At 74.9% G+C, this 24,724-nt stretch carries 26 protein-coding genes; 14 read left to right on the top strand and 12 right to left on the bottom strand.

Going from position 1 to position 24,724, the window contains the following annotated elements:
- Positions 1–143 precede the first annotated feature (143 nt).
- The 5 genes from ACSUPR_RS24140 to ACSUPR_RS24120 all read left to right on the top strand — a co-directional run bounded on the left by ACSUPR_RS24140 (position 144) and on the right by ACSUPR_RS24120 (position 3,272).
- The gene (locus tag ACSUPR_RS24140; RefSeq protein WP_436887009.1) at positions 144–884 is read left to right on the top strand and encodes an SDR family oxidoreductase; all 741 of its coding nucleotides are present in this window, start codon (positions 144–146) and stop codon (positions 882–884) included.
- A gap of 31 nt (positions 885–915) precedes the next feature.
- Complete coding sequence (locus ACSUPR_RS24135; RefSeq protein WP_436887008.1) at positions 916–1,806, top strand: SDR family oxidoreductase; 891 nt, start codon at positions 916–918, stop codon at positions 1,804–1,806.
- 123 nt (positions 1,807–1,929) lie between these two features.
- Positions 1,930–2,544 (top strand): TetR-like C-terminal domain-containing protein, encoded by a 615-nt coding sequence (locus ACSUPR_RS24130; RefSeq protein WP_436887006.1) that lies wholly within the window; start codon positions 1,930–1,932, stop codon positions 2,542–2,544.
- Between the two features lie 49 nt (positions 2,545–2,593).
- A complete protein-coding gene (locus ACSUPR_RS24125) occupies positions 2,594–2,866 on the top strand; it encodes a SelT/SelW/SelH family protein (protein ID WP_436887005.1) in 273 nt (90 codons plus the stop codon).
- A 52-nt stretch (positions 2,867–2,918) separates the two neighbouring features.
- Complete coding sequence (locus ACSUPR_RS24120) at positions 2,919–3,272, top strand: UBP-type zinc finger domain-containing protein (RefSeq protein WP_436887004.1); 354 nt, start codon at positions 2,919–2,921, stop codon at positions 3,270–3,272.
- A 3-nt stretch (positions 3,273–3,275) separates the two neighbouring features.
- Here ACSUPR_RS24120 and ACSUPR_RS24115 read toward each other — a convergent pair whose 3' ends face one another.
- Together ACSUPR_RS24115 and ACSUPR_RS24110 are read right to left on the bottom strand one after the other, a co-directional pair.
- Complete coding sequence (locus tag ACSUPR_RS24115) at positions 3,276–3,797, bottom strand: potassium channel family protein (protein ID WP_436887003.1); 522 nt, start codon at positions 3,795–3,797, stop codon at positions 3,276–3,278.
- A 42-nt stretch (positions 3,798–3,839) separates the two neighbouring features.
- Entirely contained in the window at positions 3,840–4,400 is a 561-nt protein-coding gene (locus ACSUPR_RS24110; RefSeq protein ID WP_436887002.1) for a PadR family transcriptional regulator, read from the bottom strand.
- Positions 4,401–4,540: 140 nt separating this feature from the next.
- Between ACSUPR_RS24110 and ACSUPR_RS24105 the strand changes: the two genes are divergently transcribed.
- The 4 genes from ACSUPR_RS24105 (at position 4,541) to ACSUPR_RS24090 (ending at position 7,886) form a co-directional block, all read left to right on the top strand.
- Positions 4,541–4,936 carry a nuclear transport factor 2 family protein gene (locus tag ACSUPR_RS24105; RefSeq protein WP_436887001.1) on the top strand — a complete coding sequence of 132 codons (396 nt, stop codon included), beginning with the start codon at positions 4,541–4,543 and terminating at the stop codon, positions 4,934–4,936.
- Between the two features lie 49 nt (positions 4,937–4,985).
- Positions 4,986–5,831: an NAD-dependent protein deacetylase gene (locus ACSUPR_RS24100; RefSeq protein WP_436887000.1), complete on the top strand. Its 846-nt coding sequence runs from the start codon at positions 4,986–4,988 to the stop codon at positions 5,829–5,831.
- 304 nt (positions 5,832–6,135) lie between these two features.
- Positions 6,136–6,750, top strand: a complete 615-nt coding sequence (locus ACSUPR_RS24095) for an RNA polymerase sigma factor (RefSeq protein ID WP_436886999.1) — start codon at positions 6,136–6,138, stop codon at positions 6,748–6,750.
- A complete protein-coding gene (locus ACSUPR_RS24090; protein ID WP_436886998.1) occupies positions 6,747–7,886 on the top strand; it encodes a hypothetical protein in 1,140 nt (379 codons plus the stop codon). Before ACSUPR_RS24095 ends, ACSUPR_RS24090 begins: the two co-directional genes overlap by 4 nt.
- A gap of 46 nt (positions 7,887–7,932) precedes the next feature.
- Here ACSUPR_RS24090 and ACSUPR_RS24085 read toward each other — a convergent pair whose 3' ends face one another.
- From ACSUPR_RS24085 to ACSUPR_RS24065, 5 genes are all read right to left on the bottom strand, one after another.
- The gene (locus ACSUPR_RS24085; protein WP_436886997.1) at positions 7,933–9,201 is read right to left on the bottom strand and encodes a cytochrome P450; all 1,269 of its coding nucleotides are present in this window, start codon (positions 9,199–9,201) and stop codon (positions 7,933–7,935) included.
- Positions 9,198–10,565 (bottom strand): ATP-binding protein, encoded by a 1,368-nt coding sequence (locus ACSUPR_RS24080; RefSeq protein WP_436886996.1) that lies wholly within the window; start codon positions 10,563–10,565, stop codon positions 9,198–9,200. Before ACSUPR_RS24080 ends, ACSUPR_RS24085 begins: the two co-directional genes overlap by 4 nt.
- Positions 10,566–10,818: 253 nt before the next feature.
- A complete protein-coding gene (locus ACSUPR_RS24075; protein ID WP_436886995.1) occupies positions 10,819–11,205 on the bottom strand; it encodes a hypothetical protein in 387 nt (128 codons plus the stop codon).
- A complete protein-coding gene (locus ACSUPR_RS24070; protein WP_436886994.1) occupies positions 11,202–12,272 on the bottom strand; it encodes a serine hydrolase domain-containing protein in 1,071 nt (356 codons plus the stop codon). Before ACSUPR_RS24070 ends, ACSUPR_RS24075 begins: the two co-directional genes overlap by 4 nt.
- 16 nt (positions 12,273–12,288) lie before the next feature.
- Complete coding sequence (locus ACSUPR_RS24065; RefSeq protein ID WP_436886993.1) at positions 12,289–12,801, bottom strand: ArsR/SmtB family transcription factor; 513 nt, start codon at positions 12,799–12,801, stop codon at positions 12,289–12,291.
- A 209-nt stretch (positions 12,802–13,010) separates the two neighbouring features.
- Between ACSUPR_RS24065 and ACSUPR_RS24060 the strand changes: the two genes are divergently transcribed.
- Positions 13,011–13,544, top strand: coding sequence for a DUF7144 family membrane protein (locus ACSUPR_RS24060; protein ID WP_436886992.1), 534 nt, complete (start codon positions 13,011–13,013; stop codon positions 13,542–13,544).
- Positions 13,545–13,624: 80 nt separating this feature from the next.
- Here the strand turns inward: ACSUPR_RS24060 and ACSUPR_RS24055 are convergent, their stop codons facing one another.
- Positions 13,625–15,421 carry an AMP-dependent synthetase/ligase gene (locus tag ACSUPR_RS24055; RefSeq protein WP_436886991.1) on the bottom strand — a complete coding sequence of 599 codons (1,797 nt, stop codon included), beginning with the start codon at positions 15,419–15,421 and terminating at the stop codon, positions 13,625–13,627.
- A 97-nt stretch (positions 15,422–15,518) separates the two neighbouring features.
- Positions 15,519–15,971, bottom strand: a complete 453-nt coding sequence (locus tag ACSUPR_RS24050) for a carboxymuconolactone decarboxylase family protein (protein ID WP_436886990.1) — start codon at positions 15,969–15,971, stop codon at positions 15,519–15,521.
- A gap of 251 nt (positions 15,972–16,222) precedes the next feature.
- Here ACSUPR_RS24050 and ACSUPR_RS24045 point away from each other — a divergent pair, with 251 nt between their 5' ends.
- Complete coding sequence (locus ACSUPR_RS24045; RefSeq protein WP_436886989.1) at positions 16,223–17,572, top strand: MATE family efflux transporter; 1,350 nt, start codon at positions 16,223–16,225, stop codon at positions 17,570–17,572.
- Positions 17,573–17,690: 118 nt separating this feature from the next.
- Here the strand turns inward: ACSUPR_RS24045 and ACSUPR_RS24040 are convergent, their stop codons facing one another.
- A complete protein-coding gene (locus ACSUPR_RS24040; protein WP_436886988.1) occupies positions 17,691–18,419 on the bottom strand; it encodes a response regulator in 729 nt (242 codons plus the stop codon).
- Positions 18,419–19,786, bottom strand: a complete 1,368-nt coding sequence (locus ACSUPR_RS24035; protein WP_436886987.1) for a sensor histidine kinase — start codon at positions 19,784–19,786, stop codon at positions 18,419–18,421. The genes ACSUPR_RS24040 and ACSUPR_RS24035 overlap by 1 nt, the downstream gene beginning before the upstream one ends.
- Positions 19,787–20,246: 460 nt before the next feature.
- Here ACSUPR_RS24035 and ACSUPR_RS24030 point away from each other — a divergent pair, with 460 nt between their 5' ends.
- A complete protein-coding gene (locus tag ACSUPR_RS24030; protein WP_436886986.1) occupies positions 20,247–21,023 on the top strand; it encodes an ABC transporter ATP-binding protein in 777 nt (258 codons plus the stop codon).
- Positions 21,008–22,672 carry a hypothetical protein gene (locus ACSUPR_RS24025; protein WP_436886985.1) on the top strand — a complete coding sequence of 555 codons (1,665 nt, stop codon included), beginning with the start codon at positions 21,008–21,010 and terminating at the stop codon, positions 22,670–22,672. The genes ACSUPR_RS24030 and ACSUPR_RS24025 overlap by 16 nt, the downstream gene beginning before the upstream one ends.
- 37 nt (positions 22,673–22,709) lie before the next feature.
- Here ACSUPR_RS24025 and ACSUPR_RS24020 read toward each other — a convergent pair whose 3' ends face one another.
- Positions 22,710–23,351 carry a TetR/AcrR family transcriptional regulator gene (locus ACSUPR_RS24020; protein WP_436886983.1) on the bottom strand — a complete coding sequence of 214 codons (642 nt, stop codon included), beginning with the start codon at positions 23,349–23,351 and terminating at the stop codon, positions 22,710–22,712.
- Positions 23,352–23,523: 172 nt separating this feature from the next.
- On the opposite strand from ACSUPR_RS24020, the gene ACSUPR_RS24015 reads away from it, so the two are divergent.
- On the top strand, positions 23,524–24,699 hold the full coding sequence (locus ACSUPR_RS24015; protein ID WP_436886982.1) for an acyl-CoA dehydrogenase family protein: 1,176 nt from the start codon (positions 23,524–23,526) through the stop codon (positions 24,697–24,699).
- Positions 24,700–24,724: the final 25 nt, after the last annotated feature.

Genomic DNA, 24,724 nt, shown 5'->3' with positions numbered 1-24,724 from the left:
CCGCGGGCCCGGCCCGAGATCCTCCGCAGAGCCCGGCCCCGATCCGATGTGATGCACGCCACATGAAATTATATGGACGGCCAGTTCATTTCGAGGTTATATGGACTCACCGTCCATATTTGCGGACCAAGGGGATGAAGGACATGAGCACCACGGGAACCGATCGCGTCGCCCTCGTCACCGGCGGCTCCGGCGGCATCGGCCGCGCCGTCGCCGAGCGCCTCGCCGCCGACGGGATCGCGGTCGCCGTCCACTACGCCGGGAACAAGGACCGGGCCGACGCCGTTGCCGACGCCGTCACCGAGGCGGGCGGACGCGCCATCACCGTCACGGGCGACGTCGCCGACGAGCGCGCCATGGCGGCCGCGTTCGACGAGACCGAGGCCGCCTTCGGCGGTATCGACGTGGTCGTCAACACCGCGGGGGTCATGGTCCTGGGTCCGATCGCCGACTTCGACCTCGACGCCCTGGACCGGATGCACCGCACCAACATCCGCGGCACCTTCGTCGTCTCCCAGCAGGCGGCCCGGCGGGTGCGCGGGGGCGGGGCGGTCATCAACGTCTCCACCAGCGTCTCGCGGTCGCAGTTCCCGAACTACGGCCCCTACGTCGCGAGCAAGCGAGCGGTGGAGGGCATCACCCTGATCCTCGCCCGCGAGCTGCGCGGCAGGGACATCACCGTCAACACCGTCGCCCCCGGTCCCACCGCCACCCCCCTGTTCCTGGAGGGCAAGTCGGAGGCCGAGATCGAGGCGCTCGCCGAGGCCGCACCCCTGGAGCGCCTGGGGCGGCCCGAGGACATCGCCGAGTCGGTGGCCTTCCTCGCCGGACCGGCCCGTTGGATCAACGGCCAGACCCTCTACACCAACGGCGGACTGGCCTGAGGCCGTCCGCATGCCAGAAAGAAGACCGGCCATGAAGAGCGTCATCGTCATCACAGGGGCCTCCAGCGGTTTCGGGGCCCTCACCGCCCGCGCACTCGCCGACGCGGGGAACACCGTGTACGCGGGCATGCGCGAGACCGCGGGCCGCAACGCGCCCCGTGTCCGGGAGGCGGAGGAGTACTCCCGGGAGCACGGGGTGGACCTGCGCGCCGTCGAGCTCGACGTCAACTCCCAGGTGTCCGTGGACACCGCCGTCGCCGGGATCGAGGAGGAGCACGGCCGGATCGACGTGCTGGTCCACAACGCCGGGCACATGGTCACCGGCCCCACCGAAGCGTTCACCCCCGAGCAGCTCGCCGAGCTGTACGACGTGAACGTGCTGTCCACCCAGCGGGTCAACCGGGCCGTCCTCCCGGGTATGCGCCGCCGCGGCGAGGGGCTCGTGCTCTGGGTGTCCAGCTCCAGTGTCAAGGGCGGTACCCCGCCCTACCTGGCCCCGTACTTCGCGGCCAAGGCGGGCATGGACTCCCTCGCGGTGTCCTACGCGGGCGAGCTCGCCCGTTGGGGCGTGGAGACGTCCATCGTCGTCCCGGGGTCGTTCACCTCGGGCACCGATCACTTCGCCCGCTCGGGCCGTCCGGCCGATACCGCTGTGGAGGCCGAGTACGAGACCCGCTATCCGGGCCTGGTCGGGCAGGTCGCCGGGAGGCTCGCCGCCCTGGCCCCGGAGGGCGCGGACGCCTCGTCGGTCTCCGACGAGATCGCCCGCATCGTGGCCCTGCCCCGCGGGGAGCGCCCCCACCGGGTGCACATCGACCCGGTGGACGACGGCTCGGAGGAGGTCTCCGGTGTCGCCGACCGCGTCCGCCGGGAGTTCCTGGGCCGGGTCGGGCTCGCCGACCTGCTCACCGTCCGCCCCTGAGGGGAGGACCGGCGGCCCTCCGCCTGCGCAACGGGCCCAACGCGGCTCTTCGGGTCGTAGAGTCGTGCGGTGGCCGCCCCTCCCCGGGGCGGGGCGGCCTCGGAGGAGCGAGGAGGAAGCGTGATGAACGAGCAGACCGCCCCGTCCCCCCGGCGCGGCGCCCGCGGAAGGGGGCGGCGGCCCGCGGACGAGGTCCGCGCGGACGTGCTGCGCGCCGTCGGGGAGCTGCTGATGGAGGAGGGCCTGGGCGGCCTGTCCTTCGAACGGGTGGCCCGGCTGTCGGGCGCCAGTAAGACCACCCTGCACAAGTGGTGGCCCTCCAGGGGGGCACTGGCGCTGGACGGCTACTTCCACGCCGTCGAGCCGGCGCTGGACTTTCCCGACACCGGGGACGTGCGTGCGGACCTCCTCGCGCAGCTGCGCTCCTTCGTCCGCGTCATGACGCGGACACCCGGCGGACGCATCCTGACCCAGCTGATCGGCGAGGCGCAGACCGACACCGAGTTGTCCGCCGCCTACCGCGGGCTGTACTCCTCCCAGCGCCGTGCCCTGGCCGCCGAGCGGCTGCTCCGGGCACAGGAAGTGGGTCAGATCCGCCCGGAGGTGGACGTCCGGGTCCTCATCGACCAGCTGTGGGGCGCGGTCTACCACCGGTTGCTCATCCCGGACGAGCCGGTCACCGAGGAGTTCGCCGCCGCACTGGTCGGCAACCTGCTGGACGGTGTCGGTCCGCGGTGACCGCGGGCCGGGCCCGGGGCCGCGGGGCCCGGTCGGACACACCGGCCCCATGCCGGAGAACGGGCTCCGCCTGGAGATCGGGTACCGCACGCGCTGCCGCCGGCCGCCGCGCGCGACGTGGATGGCGCAGGAGCCGATCACCGCGTTCGAGGCCGAGCCGGGGGAGGTCGCGCTGATCCCGGGGAGCGGCGGGGTGTTCGAGGTGCGGGTCGGCGGCGAGGCCGTGTGGTCGCGCGGCACCGACGCCGCCGACACCGAGCGGCCGGTCCGCGACCGGACCGCCCCGGACCGCCCGCTGGGCCGCTCCGAGCGGTCCGGCTGACACGGCCGTCCGGGTCCTCCCCGGACGGGCGCCCGGGGTCTACCGTTGGCCCATGAGCGATTCCCAGAGCGACATCGACCCGTCCGCGCCGCCCAGCGGCCCCGGCTGCCGGGAGTGCGAGGAGGGCGGCGGCTGGTGGTTCCACCTGCGCCGCTGCGCGGCCTGCGGCCACGTCGGCTGCTGCGACAGCTCCCCCGCCCAGCACGCCACCCGCCACTTCGAGGAGACCGGGCACCCCTACATCCAGAGCTACGAACCGGGCGAGGCCTGGTTCTACGACTTCCGCAGCGGCGAGAGCGGCAGCGGGCCGGAGCTGGCCGCGCCCACCTCCCGCCCCGCGGACCAGCCGGCGCCGGGCCCGGCCGACCGGGTGCCCGCCGACTGGACCCGCCACCTCCACCGCTGACCCTCAGCCGCGTCGGGCGCGGGCCTGCAGACGCGAGGTCACCAGGCTCACGGCGCCCGCGACGACCGCCACGTTGAAGACCATCTGGCCGATGAGCAGGCCCCGCGCCCACTGCCCCTGGGCGTGGATGTCGCCGTAGCCGACCGTTGCCAGGGTGGTGAGGGCGAAGTAGAGGGCGTCGGTCCGGGTCTCCAGCCCCTCGAACTCGCCGGGGCGGAACAGGGCCAGGCCGTGGTCGGCCAGGGCGAAGAGCGCGATCCCGCAGGCGGCCAGCAGGATCGGCGGGCGCAGGGGCAGCGCGGCCGGGTCGGCGCGCGCCTGGAGGACGGCCGCGCGGACAACGGACCGGCCGATGAGGGCGGCCCCCAGGACGAGGGCCGTCCAGCGCGCTCCCAGCTGCCAGGGGGCTCCGCCGCCCTCCAGGGGGACGAGGTAGTACAGCGCACCGATCAGGGCGACCTCGCCCGCGAGCACCGCATGGTCCCACCGGTGCCGGGCAGGCCCCTGTCCGCTCTCAACGCCCATGACACACAGTCATAGCACGGGCACGGTGGGCTTTCGCGGTGGTCAGCGTGCGACCGTGCGGCGCTCCAGGAGGTCGAGCACGCGCTCGTACCAGCGCAGGTTCTCCTCCTCCAGGGCGATGCCCCGCAGCAGGGTGAGGTAGGGGCCGATCCGTTCGGCGCGGACCAGGTGCTCCTCCTCGGTCCTCCCCTCCAGCAGGTGCCCGCGCAGGCGCAGGTAGTGGCCCAGCCGGGCACTGGACCAGGCGGTGCGCTCGGCGATGGCGGTGCGCACCGCGTCGGCGTCGCCCACGTCGACGGCCTGGACCTGCACCATCAGCTCGTCGCGGATGGCGGTGGGCCGCGGCGGGCGGGAGGTGAAGGAGCGCAGTTCCTCGCGCCCGCGACCGGTGAGGGTGAAGACGCGCTTGTCGGGCCTGCGCTCCTGGCGGACCACGGTGGCCTCGATGAGGCCTTCGCCCTCCATCCGCTCCAGCTCGCGGTAGATCTGCTGCGGGGTGGCCATCCAGAAGTTGGCCACCGAGGAGTCGAAGATCTTCGTCAGGTCGTATCCGGAGGCCGGACCCTCGAGCAGGGCGGCCATGACGGCGTTGCGCAGTGCCATCCGGCCACTGTAGCGTCCGCCCCGGAATACTCGCATCGTTGACTGATCAAGAAATTCACTGGTGCACCCGTGTACAGCCCGGCACAGGGCTGTTAGCCTCCTGCACATCCGCCCGACCGGTCGACCGAGGAGTGTGCGCCGTGGGGACCTTCCGCGAGGCCGTCGAGGCCCGGGACACCGACGCCGTCGCCGGCCTGCTCGCCGACGACGTCGTCTTCACCAGCCCGGTCGCGTTCAGGCCGCACCGCGGCAGGGCCGTCACCGCCGCCATCCTGCGCGGGGTACTGCGGGTCTTCGAGGACTTCCGCTACATCGGCGAGTACACCTCCGCCGACGGCCGGGAGCACGTGCTGCGGTTCCGGGCCTCGGTGTCGGGCCGCGAGGTGGAGGGCTGTGACCTGCTCCACTTCGACGACGACGGCCGGATCGACGCCCTCACCGTGATGGTCCGGCCGCTGTCGGGCCTGCAGGCCCTGGCCGACGCCATGGACGCGCAGTTCGACCGCATCCGCGCGGAGGCCGCGGACGCCGGGTGAGCGCGTGAAGGCGTCGCCCCCGGAAGGTGCGGCGCCTACCCTCGAAAGCGTGACGAACGCACTCGCGACGACCGATCCCGCGACCGCGGCCGCGCGGATCCGGGAGGTCCTGGGAGACGGTCCGGTCCTCGCCCTGACGGGGGCGGGCATCTCCACCGACTCCGGCATCCCCGACTACCGCGGGCCCGGCTCCCCGCCCCGCAGGCCCATGACGTACCAGCAGTTCGTCGGCGACGAGGCCTTTCGGCGCCACTACTGGGCGCGCAACCACGTCGGCTGGCGGCACGTGCACCGGACCCGGCCCAACGACGGCCACCGGGCGCTGGCCCGGCTGGAGGCCGCCGGGGTGGTCTCGGCGGTCATCACCCAGAACGTGGACACCCTGCACGAGGCGGCGGGCAGCCGCTCCGTGATCGACCTGCACGGCCGCTACGACCGGGTGGTGTGCCTGGAGTGCGCCTCCGTGGTCCCCCGCGACCGGCTGGCCGAGCGGCTGACCGCGCTCAACCCCGGTTTCACCGGCGGGGTGGACGACGTCGAGATCGCCCCCGACGCCGACGCCGCGCTGTCGGCCACCGAGGGCTTCGAGGTCGCGGACTGCGCCGACTGCGGCGGCATGCTCAAGCCCGACATCGTGTACTTCGGAGAGAACGTGCCGCCCGCGCGGGTCCGGCGCGGGTACCGGCTGGTGGAGGAGGCCTCGGCGCTCCTGGTCGCGGGATCGTCTCTCACCGTGCTGTCGGGGCGGCGGTTCGTCAAGGCCGCCGCCGACCGCCACCTGCCGATCGTCATCGTCAACCGGGGGGCCACCCGCGGCGACGCCCTGGCCGACCTCACCGTGGACGCCGGCTGCTCGGAGGTGCTCACCGCGCTGGCCGACGCCTACACCGGCTGACCGCGCGGCGGCCCGTCGCGAGGGCACACCCGGCCGGGCCCGCCCCCGGGGCGGGCCCGGCCGCACGAGCGCGGTGGCCCGGGCGGCCGGGACCGCCGGTGCGGCCCACCTCGACGGCGTTCTCCTCGCCGGGGGGCCGGACCCACGCTGCGGTGCCCCCGCTCGCGGCCTCCCCTCCGGAGCCGGGACCGAACTTCTTCGGACTCTGCGGCGAAAAACAGGAAGGGGATCCCGGCCGTCGGTAATCCCGCCCGCCTCCCCCGGGACTACTTCCCCGAGAGTCCCATGACGGCGAAGGAGACCGATGAGGACCGACAGGGCCGATGCCCCGCCCACCGACAGGTTGGCGGATCTCTACGACCGATATCACGCCAGGATCCTGGCGTTCTGTCTCCTGCGCGCGGACGAGACGGCGGCCGAGGAGGTGGCCAGTGAGACGTTCGTGATCGCCTGGCGCAAGCTGTCCGCCATCCCCGACCCGCCGCTGCCCTGGCTGCTGGGCGTGGCCCGCAACCTGCTGCGCAAGCAGTACGGGGCCCGGATGCGGCGGGAGACGCTCCTGCGGCGGCTCGCGGACCTCTCCGACCGGCGCGACGAGCAGGACTGGGACGTCGCCGAGCGGTTCGTGCTGCGCGAGAGCGCCGTCCGGGCCCTGAGCGAGCTGTCCGAGAAGCACGTGGAGGCGCTGACCCTCGTCGCCTGGCACGGCCTGTCCCCCGCCGAGGCGGGACAGGTGGTCGGCTGCTCGGCCGGGACCTTCTCGGTCCGCCTGCACCGGGCCCGCCGTGCCCTGGCCAGGCAGCTGGAGACCCTGGAGGGCTCCGAGGCGCGCCGCCGGGCCGCCGGGCGCTTCTCCGCCCCCGGCCCCCGCACCTCCGACGCCCCGATCACCCGCACCGCCCACCAGGAGGCACGATGATCCAGGACGACATCCTCGACACCGTGTCGGCGCTGGAGCCCGCGGCCCTGCGCGAACGCGCCGACGAACTCAGCCGGCTGCACCGCGACCGGGTCCTGGAGCGGGCCCGGGCGGCGGGCGGGCGGCGCGCGTTCCTGCGTGCGGCCGCCGACCGCAGGTGGCGGCTCCCGGTGACGGCGGGCGCGCTCGCCACCGCGGGGGCGGTCGCGGCCGCGCTCTTCGTGTACTCCCCCGGCCAGGTCGTCGTGCCCGGCGAGGGGGGCGCAGCCGACGTGCAGAACAACGACGTGCGGGCACCGGCCTACGCCGACGCGCAAGAGCTGTTCGCCGCCGCCGCCGAGGCGGCCGCGGCCGAGGAGGAGCCGACAGGGAGCATCTGGTACCTGCGCACCCGCAACCAGCGTCCCGCCGGCCCCTTCCCCTGGGGGGAGGGGGGTTACACGGTCCACCAGGCCTACACCAACGAGAGCTGGACGGAGCTGGGCGGCGGGTTCCGGTCCCTGAACAACCTCAACCTGGACGTCGAGAACGTCTTCCCCTCCGAGGAGGACCGCCGGGCATGGGAGGAGGCCGGATCACCCGAGCTGGAGCACACCACTCCGCGGAGCACCGCCTACCGGGGGGAGACGGTCGGCCCGTTCGGCGTGGGTTCCTCCGCCCTGCTCGACCTGCCCGGCGACGCCGAGGGGCTGGAGGACCTGCTGCGGGAGGCCTGGCGGGAGGAGGTGGAGCGGACGGCGCAGGAGCGGGCGGCCCTGGGAGAGACCGGGGGGAACTCGGAGGAGGACTTCGACGCGTACGTCAGGGAGCTGTTCTCCGGCGCGGTCACCGGGCCGCTGCGCGGCGACACCCGGGGGGCGTTCTTCACCCTGGCCTCGCAGATCGAGGGGATCCGGCTGATCGGACCGGACAAGGACCCGATCGGACGGGCGGGCTACAAGGTGGCGGTCCCCTATCCGCTCTTCCCCGAGGACGAGGGGCTGGTGTCCTACTGGGTCGTCGACCCCGGGACCGGGACCCTGCTGAGCGAGCAGGGGGCCGAGGACATCTGGGTGGCCTACGAGGAGGCGGGCTTCGTCGAGGAGATCGGCGAGCCCGCCGTGCCCGTCGACTACGAGGACCTGTACGGGAACTGATCCGGTGCCGGCCCGCGCCCTCTTCCCCGGGACACGGACCGGCGCCTCAGCGCGGGCGCGGTGCGAAGACCGCCGGGAGGCGGTCCGGACCGCCCGCCCACGGTGAGGGCCTGCGGGGCGGTGCGGGCCGCACCGCCCGCAGGTCCGGCAGGTGCTCCAGCACCACCTCCACCGCCGCGGCGGCGATGGTCGCCGCCGCCCGGGGGGCCGGGTGGGGGCAGCCGCGCTCCCCGTGGCCGAAGAAGATCCGGGGCCGCTCCCCCGCGGTCCGCGGGGAGTCGGTGCCCGCCGCCGCCAGTCCCAGCACCAGCAGGTCGCCGCGGCGGACCCGGCGGCCGCCCAGGTCGCAGTCCTGCACGGCCCAGCGGCCGACGGCGTTGCGGGCGGGGGTGTCCCGCCACAGCGCCTCCTCCAGGGCCTCGGGGACCGTGGTCCGCCCCGCGGCCAGGGCCGCGGCCGGGCCGTCTCCGGCCAGGGCCAGGGCCAGGGTGACGGCGATCCAGTCGGCGGTGGCGGCCTGGCCGAAGGCGAGCATCAGCAGCAGGTCCAGGGCGACCTCCTCCGGACCGGCTCCCGCCCGGAGTGCGGCGAGCCGGGAGGGCGTGTCGGCGCGCGGCAGGCGGCGGCGGTCGCGCACCAGCCCGGTGAGGCGGCCGTGCAGGCGGCGGCGGGCCGGGACGGCCCCGGGCCCGGTGCCCGCCGCGGCGAACAGGTCGGCGGGCGGTTCGTCCGCCGTACCGCACAGGAGGGAGAACACCCGGGCCGGGACGTGCCGGGCGTAGTCGGCGACCAGGTCGGCGCTCCCGGCCGCGGCGAAGGAGTCGACCCGTTCCCGGGCCGCCCGCAGTGCCAGACCGCGCAGGTCGATCGGGTCGACGGCGGCCAGGGCGTCGCCGATCGCGTCGGCCCGGGCGCCGCCGTCCTCCCCGAACAGCACCGGCGGCGCCCACATCACGTGCGCCAGCACGGGGTGGTCGGGGCCGATCCGGTTCCGGAGGTTCCAGCGGCGGTGGTCCCGGGAGAACCACTCGGGCCGCCCCATCACGTGCCGCAGCTCGCGCACACCGGAGACGAACCAGGCGGGGACACCGCCCTCCAGCAGGACGGGGGCGACCGGTCCGAGTGCGCGCAGCCGGGTGTGCAGGCCGGGAACGTCCCGGCAGGCCTCCGCCCCGTACAGGCGGGGGGCGTCGGCGTGGTCGGGCGAGGGCGGCGGGGGCCCGCTGTCGGCCGGCTCCGCGGCCGGGACGGGGGCGGCGGTCACCGGTCCGAGCGCCTCCCGCCACCAGAGCGGGTCGTCCTCCCGGACGCTCACGAGGCGATCCCGGTGTCCGCCGCCACCGGTCCGGACGCCGTGACCAGGGTCCGCGGGACCAGGACGCCCACCCCCAGGCCGCCCCGGGGCGAGGTCCCGAAGTCCACGACGAAGCGGTGGCGGGCGGCGATGAGGCCGACCACGGCCAGTCCGGTGCGTTCTCCGTCCAGGGTCTCCAGTCCCCCCGGGGAGTCGATGCGGGCCCGGGCCGCCTCCCGTTCGCGGCGGCGCATGCCGGGTCCGGCGTCCTCCACGTGCAGGACGACCCCCTCCTCGACCCGCTCGACCCGGACGGACACCTCGCTGTCGGGTCCGGAGAAGGCGGCGGCGTTGTCGAGCAGCTCGGCCAGGACGCGGGCCAGCGGCTCGGCCGCCCGGCCGAGCACCTCCACGCCCTCCGCGCCGCGGGCGCGCACCCGCCGGCGGGCGCCGATCCGACGGGTCGCCCGGCGCAGCACCTCGGGCAGGGGGACCGTCGGCGCGTCGCGGCGGCCGGTCCCGCCGCCCGCGAGGGTGACCAGGCTGTCGGCGATCCGGACGGTGCGGGCCAGGGCGCGGTCCGCCTCCAGCAGGTGCTCGCGGATCTCGGGCCGGTCCCCGTGCGTCTCCCCCAGGGTGCGCAGGTGTTCCGCGACGGTCTCCAGCCCCGCGCGCAGGCGGGCGCCGCAGGAGGCGGTGGCGGCCAGCGCGGTGTCGGTGCGGCGGGCGGCGGCCAGCAGCTCCCGGCGGACGTGGTCGCCCAGGGAGGCCAGGGCGTCGTCCACGGGCAGGTGGCCGGTGGGGACGTGCGGGGGGTCGGTGGACTCGGCGGCGGTGCAGCGGTCCGCGCGGATGCGGGCGGTGAGCAGGGGGAGCCAGGTGCGGTCCAGGTCCGTGATCCGCCGTTCGCAGCGGGCGATGAGGGCCCGGGCGTGCTCGGCCCGGCGGGCGGACAGGTCGAGTTCTCCCGCGGTCGTGCGCAGCAGCCGGTCCAGCGCGGCGTGCCGGACCGGGGGGTGTTCGGCGAGGATCCCCGGGGCGTCCCGTCCGGTGCGGACCCCCTCGGCGAGGGCGGGCAGGAGGCGGTCGGCGAGCAGGGCGGCCTCCTGCTCGAGGGTGTCGCCCGCGAGCCGGGCGCGGATGCGGCCGTCCCGGACGACGCGGACGGCGGCGGAGCGGTGGGCCGCCACGGCGACCGCCGCGACCAGGGCGGAGCCGAGCACCCCGGTGACCGCGGCGACCAGGGGCCGGTCGCGGTCGCCGACCGCCGCCACCGACCAGGACCACAGGGGTGCGACGAGGGCCGCGGTGACCAGGAGGGCGATCAGGGCCTGGTGCGCGGGGTGGGGGGAGATCCGGATCCGATCGGGGGAGACGGTCGACATGGGGTCCTCGGGTCGAACGGAACGGGTTCCCGCCGCGCGTTCGACCGGTCACGGCGCCCGCCGGGGAACGCGCGGTCGGACGATTTTCACGGTAGACCACATTCGGTCGGCGCGCGGGCTTTCCAGGAAAAGGAATCCCGCCCGAGGACCGGGGATGACCCCGGTTCACCTCGGCCTCCAGAGGATTAATTCGCCATTTATGCGGACAATGCATTCCGCACCGTGCGCTTTTCCCGATCCTTTTTCCGGGCTGTCAGGGGAGGTAAAGGACGAGCGCTCCGACCACCGTGGCCGCCAGCGCCGTGTTGCCGATCGCCGAGGCCCGGCGGGCGGGCGCCCCGGGGTCCGTGCCGCGCACCGGCAGGTCCGGCAGCCGCAGGACGACGGCGGCGGCCGCCACGGCGGTCAGGGCGACCAGCAGGTACCACAGGGCGACCGGAACGGTCGTCCAGGCGACGACGACCAGGCCCAGTGCGGCGACGAAGCCCAGCGAGGCCGTCCGGGCCAGCGCGTCCCAGCGGTCGGCGAGGCGCCGCCTCCCCGTGCCCGGGCGGGAGGCCAGGGCGAGGGACACGGCGGCGAACGCCCACCACAGGCACAGGGCCGCGCCGACGGCGACGGCGATCAGGCCGGTGCTCATGACCATTCCTTCCCGGTGAGCAGGCGCACGGCCTGCCCCTCGACGGCGGCGGTGGTGTTGGAGAGTACGATCACGGCCCGGCCGGCCTCCCGGTCCAGGGCCAACATGGAGACGAACCCGCCGGTGCCGCCGTTGTGCCAGGTCACCTCGGTGCCCCCGACGTCGGTGGTGACCCAGGCGTAGCCGATGCGGTCCTCGCCGTCGGGCCACCGGGGCTCCAGGGCCGCCGTGCCGGGGGCGGTGCCGTCGAGCAGGGCACGGGCGAAGCGCTCCATGTCGGCCGGGGTGGAACGGACGCCGCCGGTGGGCGCGTAGGCCATGGCGAGCCAGGGCGCGGCGGTGCGGCCCCGTTCGGTGTGCCCGAGGGTGGCGCCGGCGGGCAGGTCCGCCTCGGTGCGGGGCAGGTAGGTGTCGTCCATACCGAGCGGGTCCAGGAGGCGTCGGCGCAGCAGGTCCGCGTAGTCGGTCCCGGCCGCCTCGGCCAGGGCCAGCCCCAGCAGGGCGAAGCCGAGGTTGGAGTAGTGGGACTCGCCGCGGTCGGTGAGCTCGGCGGCGCGGGCCTGGTCCAGCAGGGCGTCCTCGTCGTAGCGGTAGGGGTCGCGGCCCAGGTATCCGGCCGCGACGAGGCCGTTGACGGTGTCCTGGGGGCGTGGGGGGAGCCGGGGCAGTCCCGACCGGTGCGAGGCCAGCTCGGCCAGGGTGGCGTCGGCGGCCGGGGCTCCGCCGAGGTCGAGCAGGTCGCCGAGCCGGGTGTCCTCGGCGACCTCGCCGCGTTCGACGGCGTCGGCCAGGAGCAGGGCGGTCATGGTCTTGGTGATGGAGCCGATCTCGAAGTCGGTGTCGGCTCCGCCGCCGAAGTGGGCGGCGGCGGTGTCACCGCCGTCGATCTCGACGACGCCGAGCAGGTCGCGGGGCCCGTCGGCGTACAGGGCGCGGGCGCGGTCGAGCAGGTCCGGGTCGCCGCTCTCCGCGGTGGACAGCGTCGGGACGCGCGGAGCGACCGCGACGCCCAGGGCGATGACCAGGAGCGCGGCCAGGCAGGCCGCCGCGGTGGTCCGGATGCGCACGGGTCTCCTTCTCGGGTCAGGGGGCCCCGCCCGCGGCGGTGAGGATCACCAGGAGCGGGACGAGGCGCTCGGGCGGGACGGCGTAGCGGCCGCGGCGGACGGTGGTGAGCCATCCGGCGGCGGCCAGCAGGTTCACGTGGTGGTAGATCTGGCCGGTCGTGCCGAAGTCGGAGCGCTCGGCCAGGGCGGCGACGGTGTCGGTGCCCTGCCAGACCGCCTGGAGGAGCTGGAGGCGGACCGGGTGCCCCAGGGCGTCCAGGGCGGCGGCGCGGCGGGACCAGTCCTCCGCGGCCAGCCGCTCGGAAGGCAGCCCCTGCTGCCACTCGACGGCCCCCTCCCCGGAGCCGACGACTCCGGCGAAGACGACGCCCCCGTTGCCGTCGACATGCCCTTTCAGGGCGTTGAGGGCGAAGAACGGGTCGCCCGCGGAGGCGGTGTCCGGCGCGGATCCGGCCGGGCCGCGGTCCTCCAGCGCGTCGACCCGGGCCTCCAGTTCGGCCAGGCGCTGCTCTGTCGTCTTCTCTGCCACCCTCGAAACCTACCAGAAAATCCGTAATTACGTAATTCCATAGAAATCGGGGGGGCACCCCGCTCTTTGCCGGATCCGGGAGGACCCCTGGCGTACCGCTGACCCGGAGCGGCAGATCATGAAGGGGGCGGAGCGCGGACCCGCGCTTTCCGCCACGTCCGAGGGGCCGGGGCACGGACCAGTGCGACTCCGGTCGGTGAGGAGACGAGATGCGCTCAGATACGGCCAACGGCTGGCAGTACTTCGTCGCGACCCTGTTGATCGTCATCGGGTCGGTCAACATCATCCAGGGCCTGGTCGCCCTGTTCACCCCTGAGTTCTACGTGGTCGGCGCCTCGGAGATGCTCCTGCTGGACTACGGCGCCTGGGGTCTGCTGCTCGGCCTGTGGGGCGTGGTCCTGGTGGCCGCGGGCCTGGCCGTGCTCTCCGGCAGCACGTGGGCACGGGTGTTCGGCATCGTCCTGGCCTGCCTCAACGCCCTGGCCCAGATGGTGTTCCTGCTGGCGATGCCGCTGTGGTCGATGGTGGCGATCGCCATCGACGTCCTGGTCATCTACGGGCTGACGGCGGGATGGCCGAGCAGGGCCGAGCGGGAGTCCTCCGGAACGTCCTCCGGGATGAGCCCCGCCGAGCAGAAGGCCTACCAGAGCGGCTACCAGGCGGCGCACGAGGCCCCGCCGTCGGCGCGGGCTCCGGAGCAGACCGCGGCCCGGCCCGCCGACCACGGCAGGCACACCGGCTGAGAAGGGGTGGGACGGACGAGGAGGGGCGCCCCCGGCGGGGCGCCCCTCCCGCCGTTCCAGGCCGGACCGCGCGGGCGGGGTCAGTCCTGGTAGAGATCGGCCAGTTCCGCCTCGTACCTGTCCCGGATGACGCGCCGCCGGAGCTTGAGGGAAGGGGTGAGCTCACCGGTCTCGGGCCCCCACTCCCCCGCCAGCACCCGGTGGCGCTTGACCTGCTCGGCCCGGCTCAGCCGGGTGTTGGCGGCGGCGACCGCGCGCTCCAGCTCGGCCCGCACCTCCGGGTGGGCGACCAGCGCGTCCCAGTCGCCGCCGGTGTCGATGCCCCGGGCCGCCGCCCACACCGGGGCGACCTCCCGGTCGGGCACCACCAGGGCCACCAGGTACGGTCGGCCGTCCCCGTGCGCATAGGCCTGGCCGACCAGCGGGTGCTCCTTGAGGGTGTTCTCCACCAGGGCGGGCGAGACGTTCTTGCCGCCGCTGGTGACGATGAGCTCCTTCTTGCGGTCGGTGATCCACAGGTGGCCGTCCTCGTCCAGGCGGCCGATGTCGCCGGTGGCGAACCAGCCGTCGGCGTCGGTGGCCGGTCGGACCGAGCCGTCGGCGTCCACGTATCCGTCGAACACCGTCTCCCCGCGCAGCAGGACCTCGCCGTCGTCCGCGGTCCGCACCTCCACCGTGGCGAGCGGACGCCCGACCGAGCCCAGCCGGAACCCGGCGGTCGGGGTGTTGACGGTGGCCACGCCCAGGGACTCGGTCAGGCCCCAGGCGTCCATGATCGGCACCCCCAGGCCCGCCCAGAAGCGCACCACCTCCTGCGGCATCGGAGCCGAGGCGCTGGAGGCCCACACCACCCGGTCCAGACCGACCTTCTCCAGGATCGGGGTCAGGGCGAGCGCGCGCACGGCCGCGAACCGCTCCGCCAGGTCCCCCGGGACCGGGCCGCCCCGCTCCAGGTGGGCGGTGTGCTCGGTGGCCACCGCCATGGCGGCCCCGATCGCCCCGCGCTGCTCCTCGGGCAGGCCCGCGATGCCCGCCCGCAGCGCCGAGGCGAGCTTCTCCCACACCCGGGGCACCCCGAAGAACTGGGGCGGGCGCACGTGCCGGAGCACCCCGACCAGCCCGGCCGGATCCTCGCACATCCACACGTGGGAGGCGCGCAGCAGCGGCAGGTACAGGCCCAGGACGCGCTCGGCGATGTGGGCCAGCGGCAGGTAGCAGATGTGCGCTGCGTGCTCGGGCAGGTCGATCAGGGAGTCCAGGGCGACCAGGTTGGCGAGCATCCTGCGGTGGGTGACCGCCACGCCCTTGGGGTCTCCGGTGGTCCCGGAGGTGTAGACGACGGTGAGCAGGTCGTCGGGCCCGAGGCCGTGCCGGCGCTCGAACGCGTCCCCGGTCCCGGTCGCGGCCACGTCGGCGTAGTCCAGGTGGCCGCGGCCGGGGTCGGCCCCGGAGACCACGACCAGGGACTCCAGTGCCGTGGCCGGATCGGCGGCCAGGGGCTCCCAGGAGGCGGCCGCGGCGGCGTCCCCCACGACGGCGACGCGCGCACGGCTGTGCCGGGCGATGTAGGCGACCTGCTCGGGGGCGGCGGTGCCGTAGACGGTGGTGGGGATCGCGCCGATGTGGACCAGGGCCAGGTCGGAGAGCCAGTGCTCGGGCCGGTTGCCCATCATCAGCAGGGCGCGGTCGCCCGGGGCCACGCCGAGTGCGGCGTAGCCCCGGGCGAGGCGTGCGACGGCCTCGTTCACCTCGGCCCAGGTGAGGGTCGCCCAGTCGTCGCCGGAGCGCCAGGACAGGGCGGGCAGGCCGGCGTGGACGGCGGCGTTGTGTTCGAGAAGGTGCGCGAGGGTGTGGTCCGGGGAGACGGCTGGGGGCACGGAGGGCTCCTGACGGTCGTCCTGCACTCAGGTGTGACCTGGGACACACGTGAGCGTAACACCGGGCCACCCGCCCGGACAGGCCCCCGTGCCCGGCTCAGCCCCTGCGGGGTCGCGGGTGCAGCTCGGAGGTGACCGCCAGCCGGTTGTAGAGGTTGATCATCGAGATCGCGACCTCCAGGGCTGCCAGCCGGGCGTCGTCGAAGTGCTCGGCGGCCTCCGCGTAGACCTCGTCGGGGACCCCGTGGTCGCCCAGGCGGGTCATCGCGTCGGTGAGGGCCAGCGCGGCGCGCTCGGCCGGGGTGAAGATCTCCCCCGCCTCGTACCAGGCCGACACCAGGAAGAGGCGCTGCTGGGACTCCCCCTCCTTCAGGGCCCGGCGGGTGTGCAGGTCGACGCAGAAGGAGCAGCCGTTGAGGACCGACGAGCGCAGCTTCACCAGCTCGAGCAGGCCGATGTCGAGGTGCTCGGCGACGAGGGCGTCGACCTCGTCCAGTTTGGAGTAGATCTCGGGAACCTGCTTGGACCACACGATGCGGTTCTGGGCCACGGGGCGATGCCTCCTCGATCCGGGAGCGGACCGGGCGGTCCGCACTATCCGAAACGTACGCCATCCGGCGGCTCCCCCGGCTCCGGGCCCGCTCCTGCGGGTCGACCGGAACTCCGGCCGGAAACGGACACATAATTGCCCTGCCATCGAATTCCCAGCATGATGGGAAAGGATTCCAGGGGCACCTTCCCCTTTCACCGAGAAAACGGCACGGCTTTTCGGGACCCCATCCGGGCCGGCCCGGGAGACCCGTGAGCACCAGACCCCCGCCCGCCGAACGGACCGCGCCCCCGGCGTCCCTCGGGGGGACCGCCCGGGCCCTGGGAGGCAAGGCGTTCCCCCTCTACTGCTCGCTGCTCGCCGGCACGGCCGGGAGCATGGTCACGGTCGGGGTCGTCGGCAACGTCGCCACCGCCGACCTGGCCGCCTACGCGCTGCTCATCACCGTGTTCAACCCGCTGCTCATGGTGGTGCAGGGGGCGCTGCGCGGGTCGATGCCGTTCATCGCCGAGAACGCGGAGGATCCGGCCGCGCTGGCGCCGGTGGTGCGGGACTCCACCTGGCTCGCCCTGCTCATGGGCGCGGCGGGCGGCACCGTCCTGGCGCTGGCGCCGCTCTGGGCGCGGGCGATCGGGGTGGCCGAGCCGACCCTCGCGGCGCTGGACGTACCGGCCGCGGTCCTGGCCGGAGCGGCCCTGCTGACCTCATCGGTCAGGACCTCGGTGTCGGTGCTGCTCATCGGACTGGGGCGGAACCGGTCCGTGATGGTGCTGAGCCTGGTCAACACGGCGCTCGCGGTGACCCTGACCCCCCTGCTCGTGCTGGGTGCGGGCCCGGTGCCCGGACTGGGGCTGACCGGGGCGGCCCTGGCGCTGTTCGCGGACGGCTGCGCCATGGCGGCGCTGTACCTGTACGTCTCGCGCCGCCGGACCGTGCTGCGCGGGCGGCCGGTGGGGCTGGGCGCGCCCGCCTGGGCGGGCGTCGCGAGGATCGCCCGGACGGGGCTGCCCACCGGGGCGACGCTGCTCATCAAGTTCGGGACGCTGAGCCTGCTGGGGCTGGCGGTGGCCCGGATCGGCGCGGAGCAGGCGGCCGCCCACCAGGTGATGGTGGTCCTCGCCAACCTGCTGTTCCTCCCGGCGGTCGCGGTGGGCCAGTCGAGCGTCCCGTTCACCGCCCGGGCCGCCGGGCGGGGATCGCCGGCCGGGGTGCGCCGCCCCGTCACCGCCGGGTACCTGGTCGCGGTGCCGGTGGTGGCGGGGAGTCTGGTGCTGCTGTGGGCACTGGCCGGGCCGGTGGTCGGGGCGTTCACACCCGACCCCGCGGTGCGGGGGACGGTGATCGCCCTGCTGCCGGTGCTGTCGGCGGCGGTGGTCGCCGACGCCGTGCAGGCGCTGCCCGGGATGGGGCTGCTGGCGATCAGGCAGGCGCGGTACTCGATGTACACGTTCGCGGTCTGCTACGGCCTGCTGTGCCTGGCCGCACCGTTCGCCGCCGCGGCGGGCGGGCTGGCGGGGGCCTGGACCGCCTACGCGCTGGCCAACACGGCGCTCATCGCCGGCCAGGCGGCGGCCTTCCGACGACGTTCCGCCCTCCTGTGAGAGGAGGCGGACCGGTCGGCTTCGGGGGCCCGGCCGCCGGGACCGCACCCGCCTCGGCGGCGGGGATGCCCTTCCGGGTGTTCCTGCGGTCGCGATGACCGGGGGTGCGACCGTCCGTTCAGCTCGGGTCGGGCTCGCGGGCGTCGTGGGCGAGCAGTGCCAGGGGCACCCGGCCGGCCAGGCCGAGCTTGGCCAGCGTGTTCGAGATGTGCGCCTTCACCGTGCCCAGCGACATGTGCAGGGCCCGGGCGATCTCGGCGTTGGAGAGTCCGGCGGCGACCGCGTCGGCGACCTCGCGTTCGCGGTCGGTGAGCAGTGCCATTCGCCCACGGGCGGTGCGGCGGCGCTCGGCCGCCGCCTCCCGCCCCTCGTTCCCCTCCGGCTCGGCGGCCCCACCGCGGTCGGCACCCGCCGCGACCCGGTCCATGAGGGCGCGCGCCACGGCGGGCGAGAGCACCGGCTCCCCGGCGGCGGCCCGGTGCACCGCCTCCACGATCCGCTCGGGCTCGGTGTGCTTGAGCAGGTAACCGGCGGCCCCGGCGCGCAGCGCCCGGGCGACGGTGTCGTCGGCGTCGAAGGTGGTCAGCACGATGACCTGGGGGTCGTCGGCCCCGCCGGTGCACAGCGCCTCGGTGGCGGCGATGCCGTCCAGGCCGGGCATGCGCACGTCCATGAGCACCACGTCGGGACGGTGCTCGGCCACAGCGGCCGCCGCCTCCTCCCCGTCGGCGGCCTCGCCGACCACCACGAGCCCGGGTGCCCCGGAGAGCATGATCCGCAACCCGGTCAGCACCAGCGGGTCGTCGTCGACGAGGAGAACTCGCACGGGTGTGTCCACGCCCCCCACTATCGCACCCGCGGTTCTTCGGGCACGGCGGCCTTTCCACCGCTCGGCCGGGGTGCGGGCGACCGTGTCCCCGCCGCCCCGGCCCGGGATGGCCGCCGCGCCCCCGCTCCCCGGCCCGGAGGTGCGGAGGCCTCGGGCCAGGGCAGCTCCGCGTCGAGGCGGAAGAGGCCCCGGTCGGGGCCGTGGGTCAGGCTGCCCCCGTCCAGGCGGACACGCTCGGCCAGACCGGTGAGCCCGGCGCCCGCCCCGGGGATCTCCGAGGCGGCCACCCCCAGTGGCAGCGGGTTGCGCACCGACACCGCCAGTCCGCGGCCCGGCCCGCCGTGGAGCTCCACCTCCACCCGCGCCCCGGGAGCGTGTTTGCGGGCGTTGGTCAGCCCCTCCTGCACCACCCGGTAGGCGCTGCGGCCCACCCGGTCGGCGGGGGCCGCCCCCTCGGGCAGCTCCAGGCGGGAGCTCACCCGCTGCCCGGAGTCGGTCGCCTCGCGCAGCAGCCGGTCCAGGGCGGCGAGGGTGGGCTGGGGCGGGGCGGTCCCGCTGTCCTCCTCCTGCCCCGTCCCCTCCCCGGGCCCGGTGTCGGCGGCGCGCAGCACGGCGAGGACACCGCCCAGTTCCTCCAGGGCCCGGTGGGCGTTGTCCCGGATGACGTCCACGGCCGCGCCCAGCTCCTCGGCGGTCGGCGGCGGCGCCTGTCCCTGCTCGCTCCGCCGGACCCGGTAGGCCAGCGCCCCGGCGTGCACCGACAGCAGGGACATCCGGTGGGCGAGGACGTCGTGCATCTCCCGGGCGATGCGGCGGCGCTCGTCGGCCCGTGCCTCGGTCAGCCTGCGGTCCCGGTCGGCACGGGCGCGCACCACGTCCTGGCGCAGCCGCTCGACCAGCCGGAGCCGGGACTTGAGCGCCAGTCCCCAGCCCAGGCAGCCCAGGAGCATGAGGACGACGACCGCGATCGCGAAGGACAGCTGGTGGCCGGGGAGGACCAGCAGGAACCATGGCAGGCCGACGAGCAGGGTGCCCGCCGCCACGGCGGTCGCCTGCCACCAGGGGCGGCGGGCGGCGAGCCCGATCAGTGCGATGACCAGCGCCGCCACGGAGGCGGAGGAGACGGCCGAGATCAGTCCGATGACCACGGCCGACGCCAGCGGGTACCGGGGCCGCGCGAGCAGGGTCAGGGCGGCCGCTCCGCCCAGGACCACGTCCACCACCGCCAGCCACCCGGGCACGTAGGAGTTGTATCCCACCCGGTACAGCAGGCCGTACAGCACGGCCCACCCCGTCCCGGCCGCGACCGCCGCCAGCGTCCCCCACGGGGTCCGCCGCCCGGTCCCGCCGTCCGGGTCCTCCCCGGCGCCGTCGGAGGCCCGCACCGCGCCCCCCGCCCGCCGCCCGGTCCGGCCGACGCGTCCACCGTGTTCTCCGGGGCCGCCGGAGCCCCCGGGGCCACCGCGTGCATCCCCGCCGTCGGCACCGGCCGGGCCGTCCGGGCCGGCGGAGGTGTCACGCCTTCCCGGCCCGCCGCCGTTCCCCGCCATCACGCCCCCTCGTCACCACCCGCCACCGGCTCCGACCGCGCCGCACACCCGCCCGGGCCGACCCGTGCGGCCCCTCCGGGCGCAGGCCTTCGCGGACGGGGTACCGATCACGACCGGCACACCGCGCGTCGATTTTCAGGTTAGGGCGGACCGGGCGGCGGCGCCTCGGCCGAAAGGCCGATCCTGTGCGGGGGTCGCCCCGTAGGGGCCACCGGCCGATCGGACGGCACCGCGGGGGTGGAACGTGATCGATCGGCCGATGCGGCACCGGGGTCCGCGGCGGGACGATCGGGACATGGTGAACGACGACGCGCCCGCCCTGGAAATGGTCGGGCTGACCAAGGCCTTCAACGGGACGAGGGCCGCCGATGGGGTCACCCTCTCCGTCCCCCGCGGATCCCTGCTGGGCCTGGTGGGCCCCAACGGGGCGGGAAAGACCACCTCGATCTCCATGGCGGTCGGCCTGCTGCGCCCCGACGCGGGCACCGCCCGGGTGCTGGGCGTGGACATGTGGACCGATCCGGTGGCCGCCAAGCGCCTGCTCGGAGTGCTCCCCGACGGCCTGTCCCTGCCCGAGCGGCTGACGGGCGGCGAACTGCTCACCTACTGGGGCGGGCTGCGCGGGCTCGACCGCGACCTGGTCCGGGATCGGGCCCGGGAGCTGCTGCGGGTGCTGGAGCTGGACGAGGCCGACCGCGGGGGTGTCCTGATCGCGGAGTACTCCACGGGTATGCGCAAGAAGATCGGACTGGCCACGGCCCTGCTGCACGCGCCCCGGGTCCTGGTGCTGGACGAGCCCTACGAGGCGGTCGACCCGGTGTCGGCGCGGGTGCTCACCGCGATCCTGCGCCGCTTCACCGACGGCGGCGGAACGGTGGTCGTCTCCAGCCACGTGATGGCCCTCGTGGAGCGGCTCGCCGACCGGGTGGCGATCATCGCCCGGGGCCGGGTGCTGGCCGACGGCCCGCTGGACCGCGTGCGCGGTTCGGACGCCACCCTGGAGGACACCTTCGTACGCCTGGTCGGCGCGCGCGAGATCGGGGAGGAGGAGCTGTCGTGGCTGTCGTCCTGATCCGCCTGAAGCTGGCGCTGATGCGCCACTCCTTCACCGGCATGCGCGTTCTCGGGTTGGTCCTCGCTGCCCTGGGGACCGCCTTGACCTGGTACTTCGCCCTGTTCGGCCAGGGGCCCGGGATCCGGTCGGACCTGTTCGCACTGGTCTTCGCCGTGTGGGCCGCGGGCTGGGCGCTGGGGCCCACGGTCGCCAACGGGACGGGGACGCTGCGTTCGCAGTACTTCGCGCTGCTGCCGCTGGACCGCCGCCGGACCGGGGCGCTGCTGCTGGTCACGGCGTTCGTGGACCTGGGCCCGGCGCTGACCCTGATCGCGTCGGCGGCGCTGGTGTGGCACGGCGCGACGCTGTCGGCGGGCGCGGCCCTGGTCGCGGTGCCCGCGGCCCTGCTGCTGTGGATCTCGCTGATCTCCCTGTCCCGGCTGGTGTTCCGGGCCCTGGGCGCGGCGATGCACTCTCGGCTCGGCGTCGAGATCGCCTCGGTGCAGTGGGGGCTGATCCTGGCCCTGCTCCTCTTCGGGTGGATGGCCGTGCAGCCGGCGCTCGCGGCGACTCTGGAGCTGCGCGAGAACGGCCTGGGCGAGGGGACGGCGGGCGCGGTCCTGGCCGCGCTGCCCACTTCCTGGCCGGTCCACGCCGTGGACGCGGCGGGGACCGGCTCCTGGGGCGCGGCGTTCGGCTGGCTGGCGGCCACGGCCCTGACGGCGCTGCTCCTGGCGTCGGTCACCGCACTGCTGCTGGCGCCCCGCGTGACGGCGCGCGGGGTGCGTCGGCGCGGTCGCCCCCTCGGCGCCCGGCCCCTGTCCCGCCCGGCCCGCGGACCGCTGCCGGACACCCCGCTGGGCGCGGTGGTCGGCAAGGAGCTGCGCCAGTGGTGGCGCGATCCCTGGCGGGGGCTGGAGGTGCGCTCCTCGCTGTGGGCGGGCCTGTTCATCGGGCTGCTGAGCTGGTGGAGCGGCGTGTTCTCGGTCGTCGCGCCGTTCGCCGGGGTGGTCTGCGCCTTCATCATGGTGCTGGCCACGGCGAACATGTACGGCCACGACGGGACTGCGCTGTGGCAGACGGTGGTGGGCCAGGGCCCGGGCACGGCGCGGGCCGACGTGCGCGGCCGCCAGATCGCGATCCTGCTGCTGTGCGCGCCGGCGGCGCTGGTGCTGAGCGCGCTGTTCATCGTGTCCACCGGTGAGCACTGGACGTGGCCGTACGTCCTCACCGGACTGGCGGCGGTGTTCGGGGTGGGATCGGGACTGTCGCTGCTGTTCTCGGTGGTGGCCCTGTCCCCGGGCGTGGACCCGCAGCTGCGGGTGGACGCCAACGACAGCGGCGACAACCAGGTGCAGGTGTGGCTGTCCCTGGCGGCGCTGCCGGTGCTGACGGCCCCGGCGGTGCTGGCGGCGGTGTTCCTGGGCCTGGCCGGGGCGCCGTGGGCGGCGCTGCCGGCGGGGGTGCTCAACGGGCTGCTGGGGGCCTGGTGGCTGGGCCGGATCGCGCACCGGCGGCTGGCGGGCCGCCTGCCGGAGACGTTCACCCGCATCCGCTACGGCAGGGAGGTCGCCCTCCAGGCGGTACCGGATCGCGGGTCGCTGCTGGACCGGCTGGAGCGGACGGCGATCTCCGGCAACGAGGAGACCCGGCCGCAGGGGTCGTGAGCGCCGCGCGGGGCCGGGGCGCGGACGGCGCCCCGGCTCAGGGGCCGGAGGCGGCCCGGACCTTCTCGTAGAGGGCGGTGAGGCCGTCCAGGAAGGATGTCAGGGCCAGGTCGAAGCTGTCCTCGTCGATCTCGGCGGCGTGCTCGGCCAGCCGGTGGGCCTGGGACAGGTTGGGGTAGCGGTCCCGGTAGACGCGCACGTCGTCGTCGAAGCCGCGGGCGAAGGAGCCGGTGGCCGAGCCCAGGACCAGGTAGCGGGTGGAGGCGCCGATCATGGTGGCGTAGCGGGGCGGCCAGCCCGCGCCCACCAGGCCGCCGTGGATGGCGTCGGCCCTGCGCAGCGCCTCCTCCCGGCGGCCGGGGCCCGCGGCGATGACCGGCAGCAGGTTGGGGTGGGCGACCAGGGCGTCGCGGTAGGAGCGCGCCCAGACGGTCAGGCCCCGGCGCCAGTCGCCGCTCTCGAACTCGGAGACCTCGATGTCCCGGGTGACCTCCTCGGCGATCGCGGTGAGCAGCTCCTCCTTGGTCCGGTAGTGGCTGTACAGGGAGGCGGCGCGCACGTCGAGCTCCTCGGCGAGCTTGCGCATGGACAGCCCGTCCAGCCCGTCCCGGTCGATGAGCGCGAGCGCGGCACGTCGGATGGCCTCACGGCTCAGGATCGGCGTCTTGGGTCGGGCCACGGACGTAGGTCCCCTCTGCGGTGTGCCGACACCGGCCCCTCCGGTGTCCGGGCCCGATCATCGCACGGCCCCGGGCCGCGCGGGTCCGTTACCCGGGGCCCCCTTGCACCGACGGCGGGGATCGTCGTACCCTCACATAACCGAACACTGTTAGGTTAACTGGGAGCAGGCCGTGATCGATTTCTCGTTGAGCGAAGAGCAGCGCGCCGTCCGTGACTGGGTGCGGACGTTCGTCGAGCGGGAGCTGGTGCCGCTGGAGAACGACGTGCTGCGGCGCGAACGCGAGGGGCACCCCCCGGGCCTGAACAGGGAGGAGCGCACCCGGCTGCGCGAACTCGCCCGCAAGTCCGACTTCTGGGGTGTGGAGACCCCGGTGGAGTACGGCGGCATGGGCCTGGACCCGGTCACCGCCGCGGTCATCGAGATCGAGCTGGGCCGGACCTTCCTGACCTTCAAGTTCGGCGGCGAGGCCGACAACATCCTCTACCACTGCAACGAGGAGCAGAAGGAGCGCTACCTGCTGCCCACCATCGCCGGTGAGAAGCGCTCCTGCTTCGCCATCACCGAGCCGGGGGCCGGGTCGGACGCCAAGGCCATCCGCGCCCGCGCCGTGCGCGAGGGCGACGAGTGGGTGATCAACGGCGAGAAGACCTTCATCACCGGCGGCAACGAGGCCGACTTCGCCATGGTCTTCGCGGTCACCGACCCCGAGCGGGGCGCCAACGGCGGTGTGACCTGCTTCCTCGTGGACCGCGAGATGGGCTGGACCTCCGAGCCCATCGACACCATGGGCGAGCGCCGCCCCGCCTCGCTGGTCTTCCAGGACGTGCGCGTGCCGCACGAGAACATCCTCGGCGAGGAGGGCAAGGGCTTCGCGCTGGCCATGCAGTGGATCGGCAAGGGCCGCTACCTGCTGCCCGCCCGCGCCGTCGGCAGCTGCGAGCGGCTGCTCACCATGGCCGTCGAGTACTCCAGGACCCGCGAGACCTTCGGCGCGCCGATCGCCGACCGCCAGGCCATCCAGTGGATGATCGCCGACTCCCAGGTGGAGATCGAGGCGCTGCGCCTGCTCGTGCTGCACGCCGCCTGGCAGGTGGGCGAGGGCCTGGACTCGCGCCACGCGCAGTCCATCGCCAAGCTCTTCGGCGGCGTCAAGGCCAACGAGATCGTCGACCGCGTGCTCCAGATCCACGGCGGCATGGGGTACACGCGCGAGCTGCCCATCGAGCGGTTCTACCGCGACCTGCGCCTGCTGCGCATCTTCGAGGGCACCGACGAGATCCAGCGCCGCACGATCGCCCGCGACCTGCTCAAGGGCCACGTCAAGGTGGGCGCAACCTTGGGCTGACCGCGGGAACGCGGAAGGGGCCCGT

The sequence above is a fragment of the Nocardiopsis dassonvillei genome (assembly GCF_964273065.1).
Taxonomy (GTDB): domain Bacteria; phylum Actinomycetota; class Actinomycetes; order Streptosporangiales; family Streptosporangiaceae; genus Nocardiopsis; species Nocardiopsis dassonvillei_B.
This window is presented reverse-complemented; position numbering and strand designations above follow the sequence as displayed.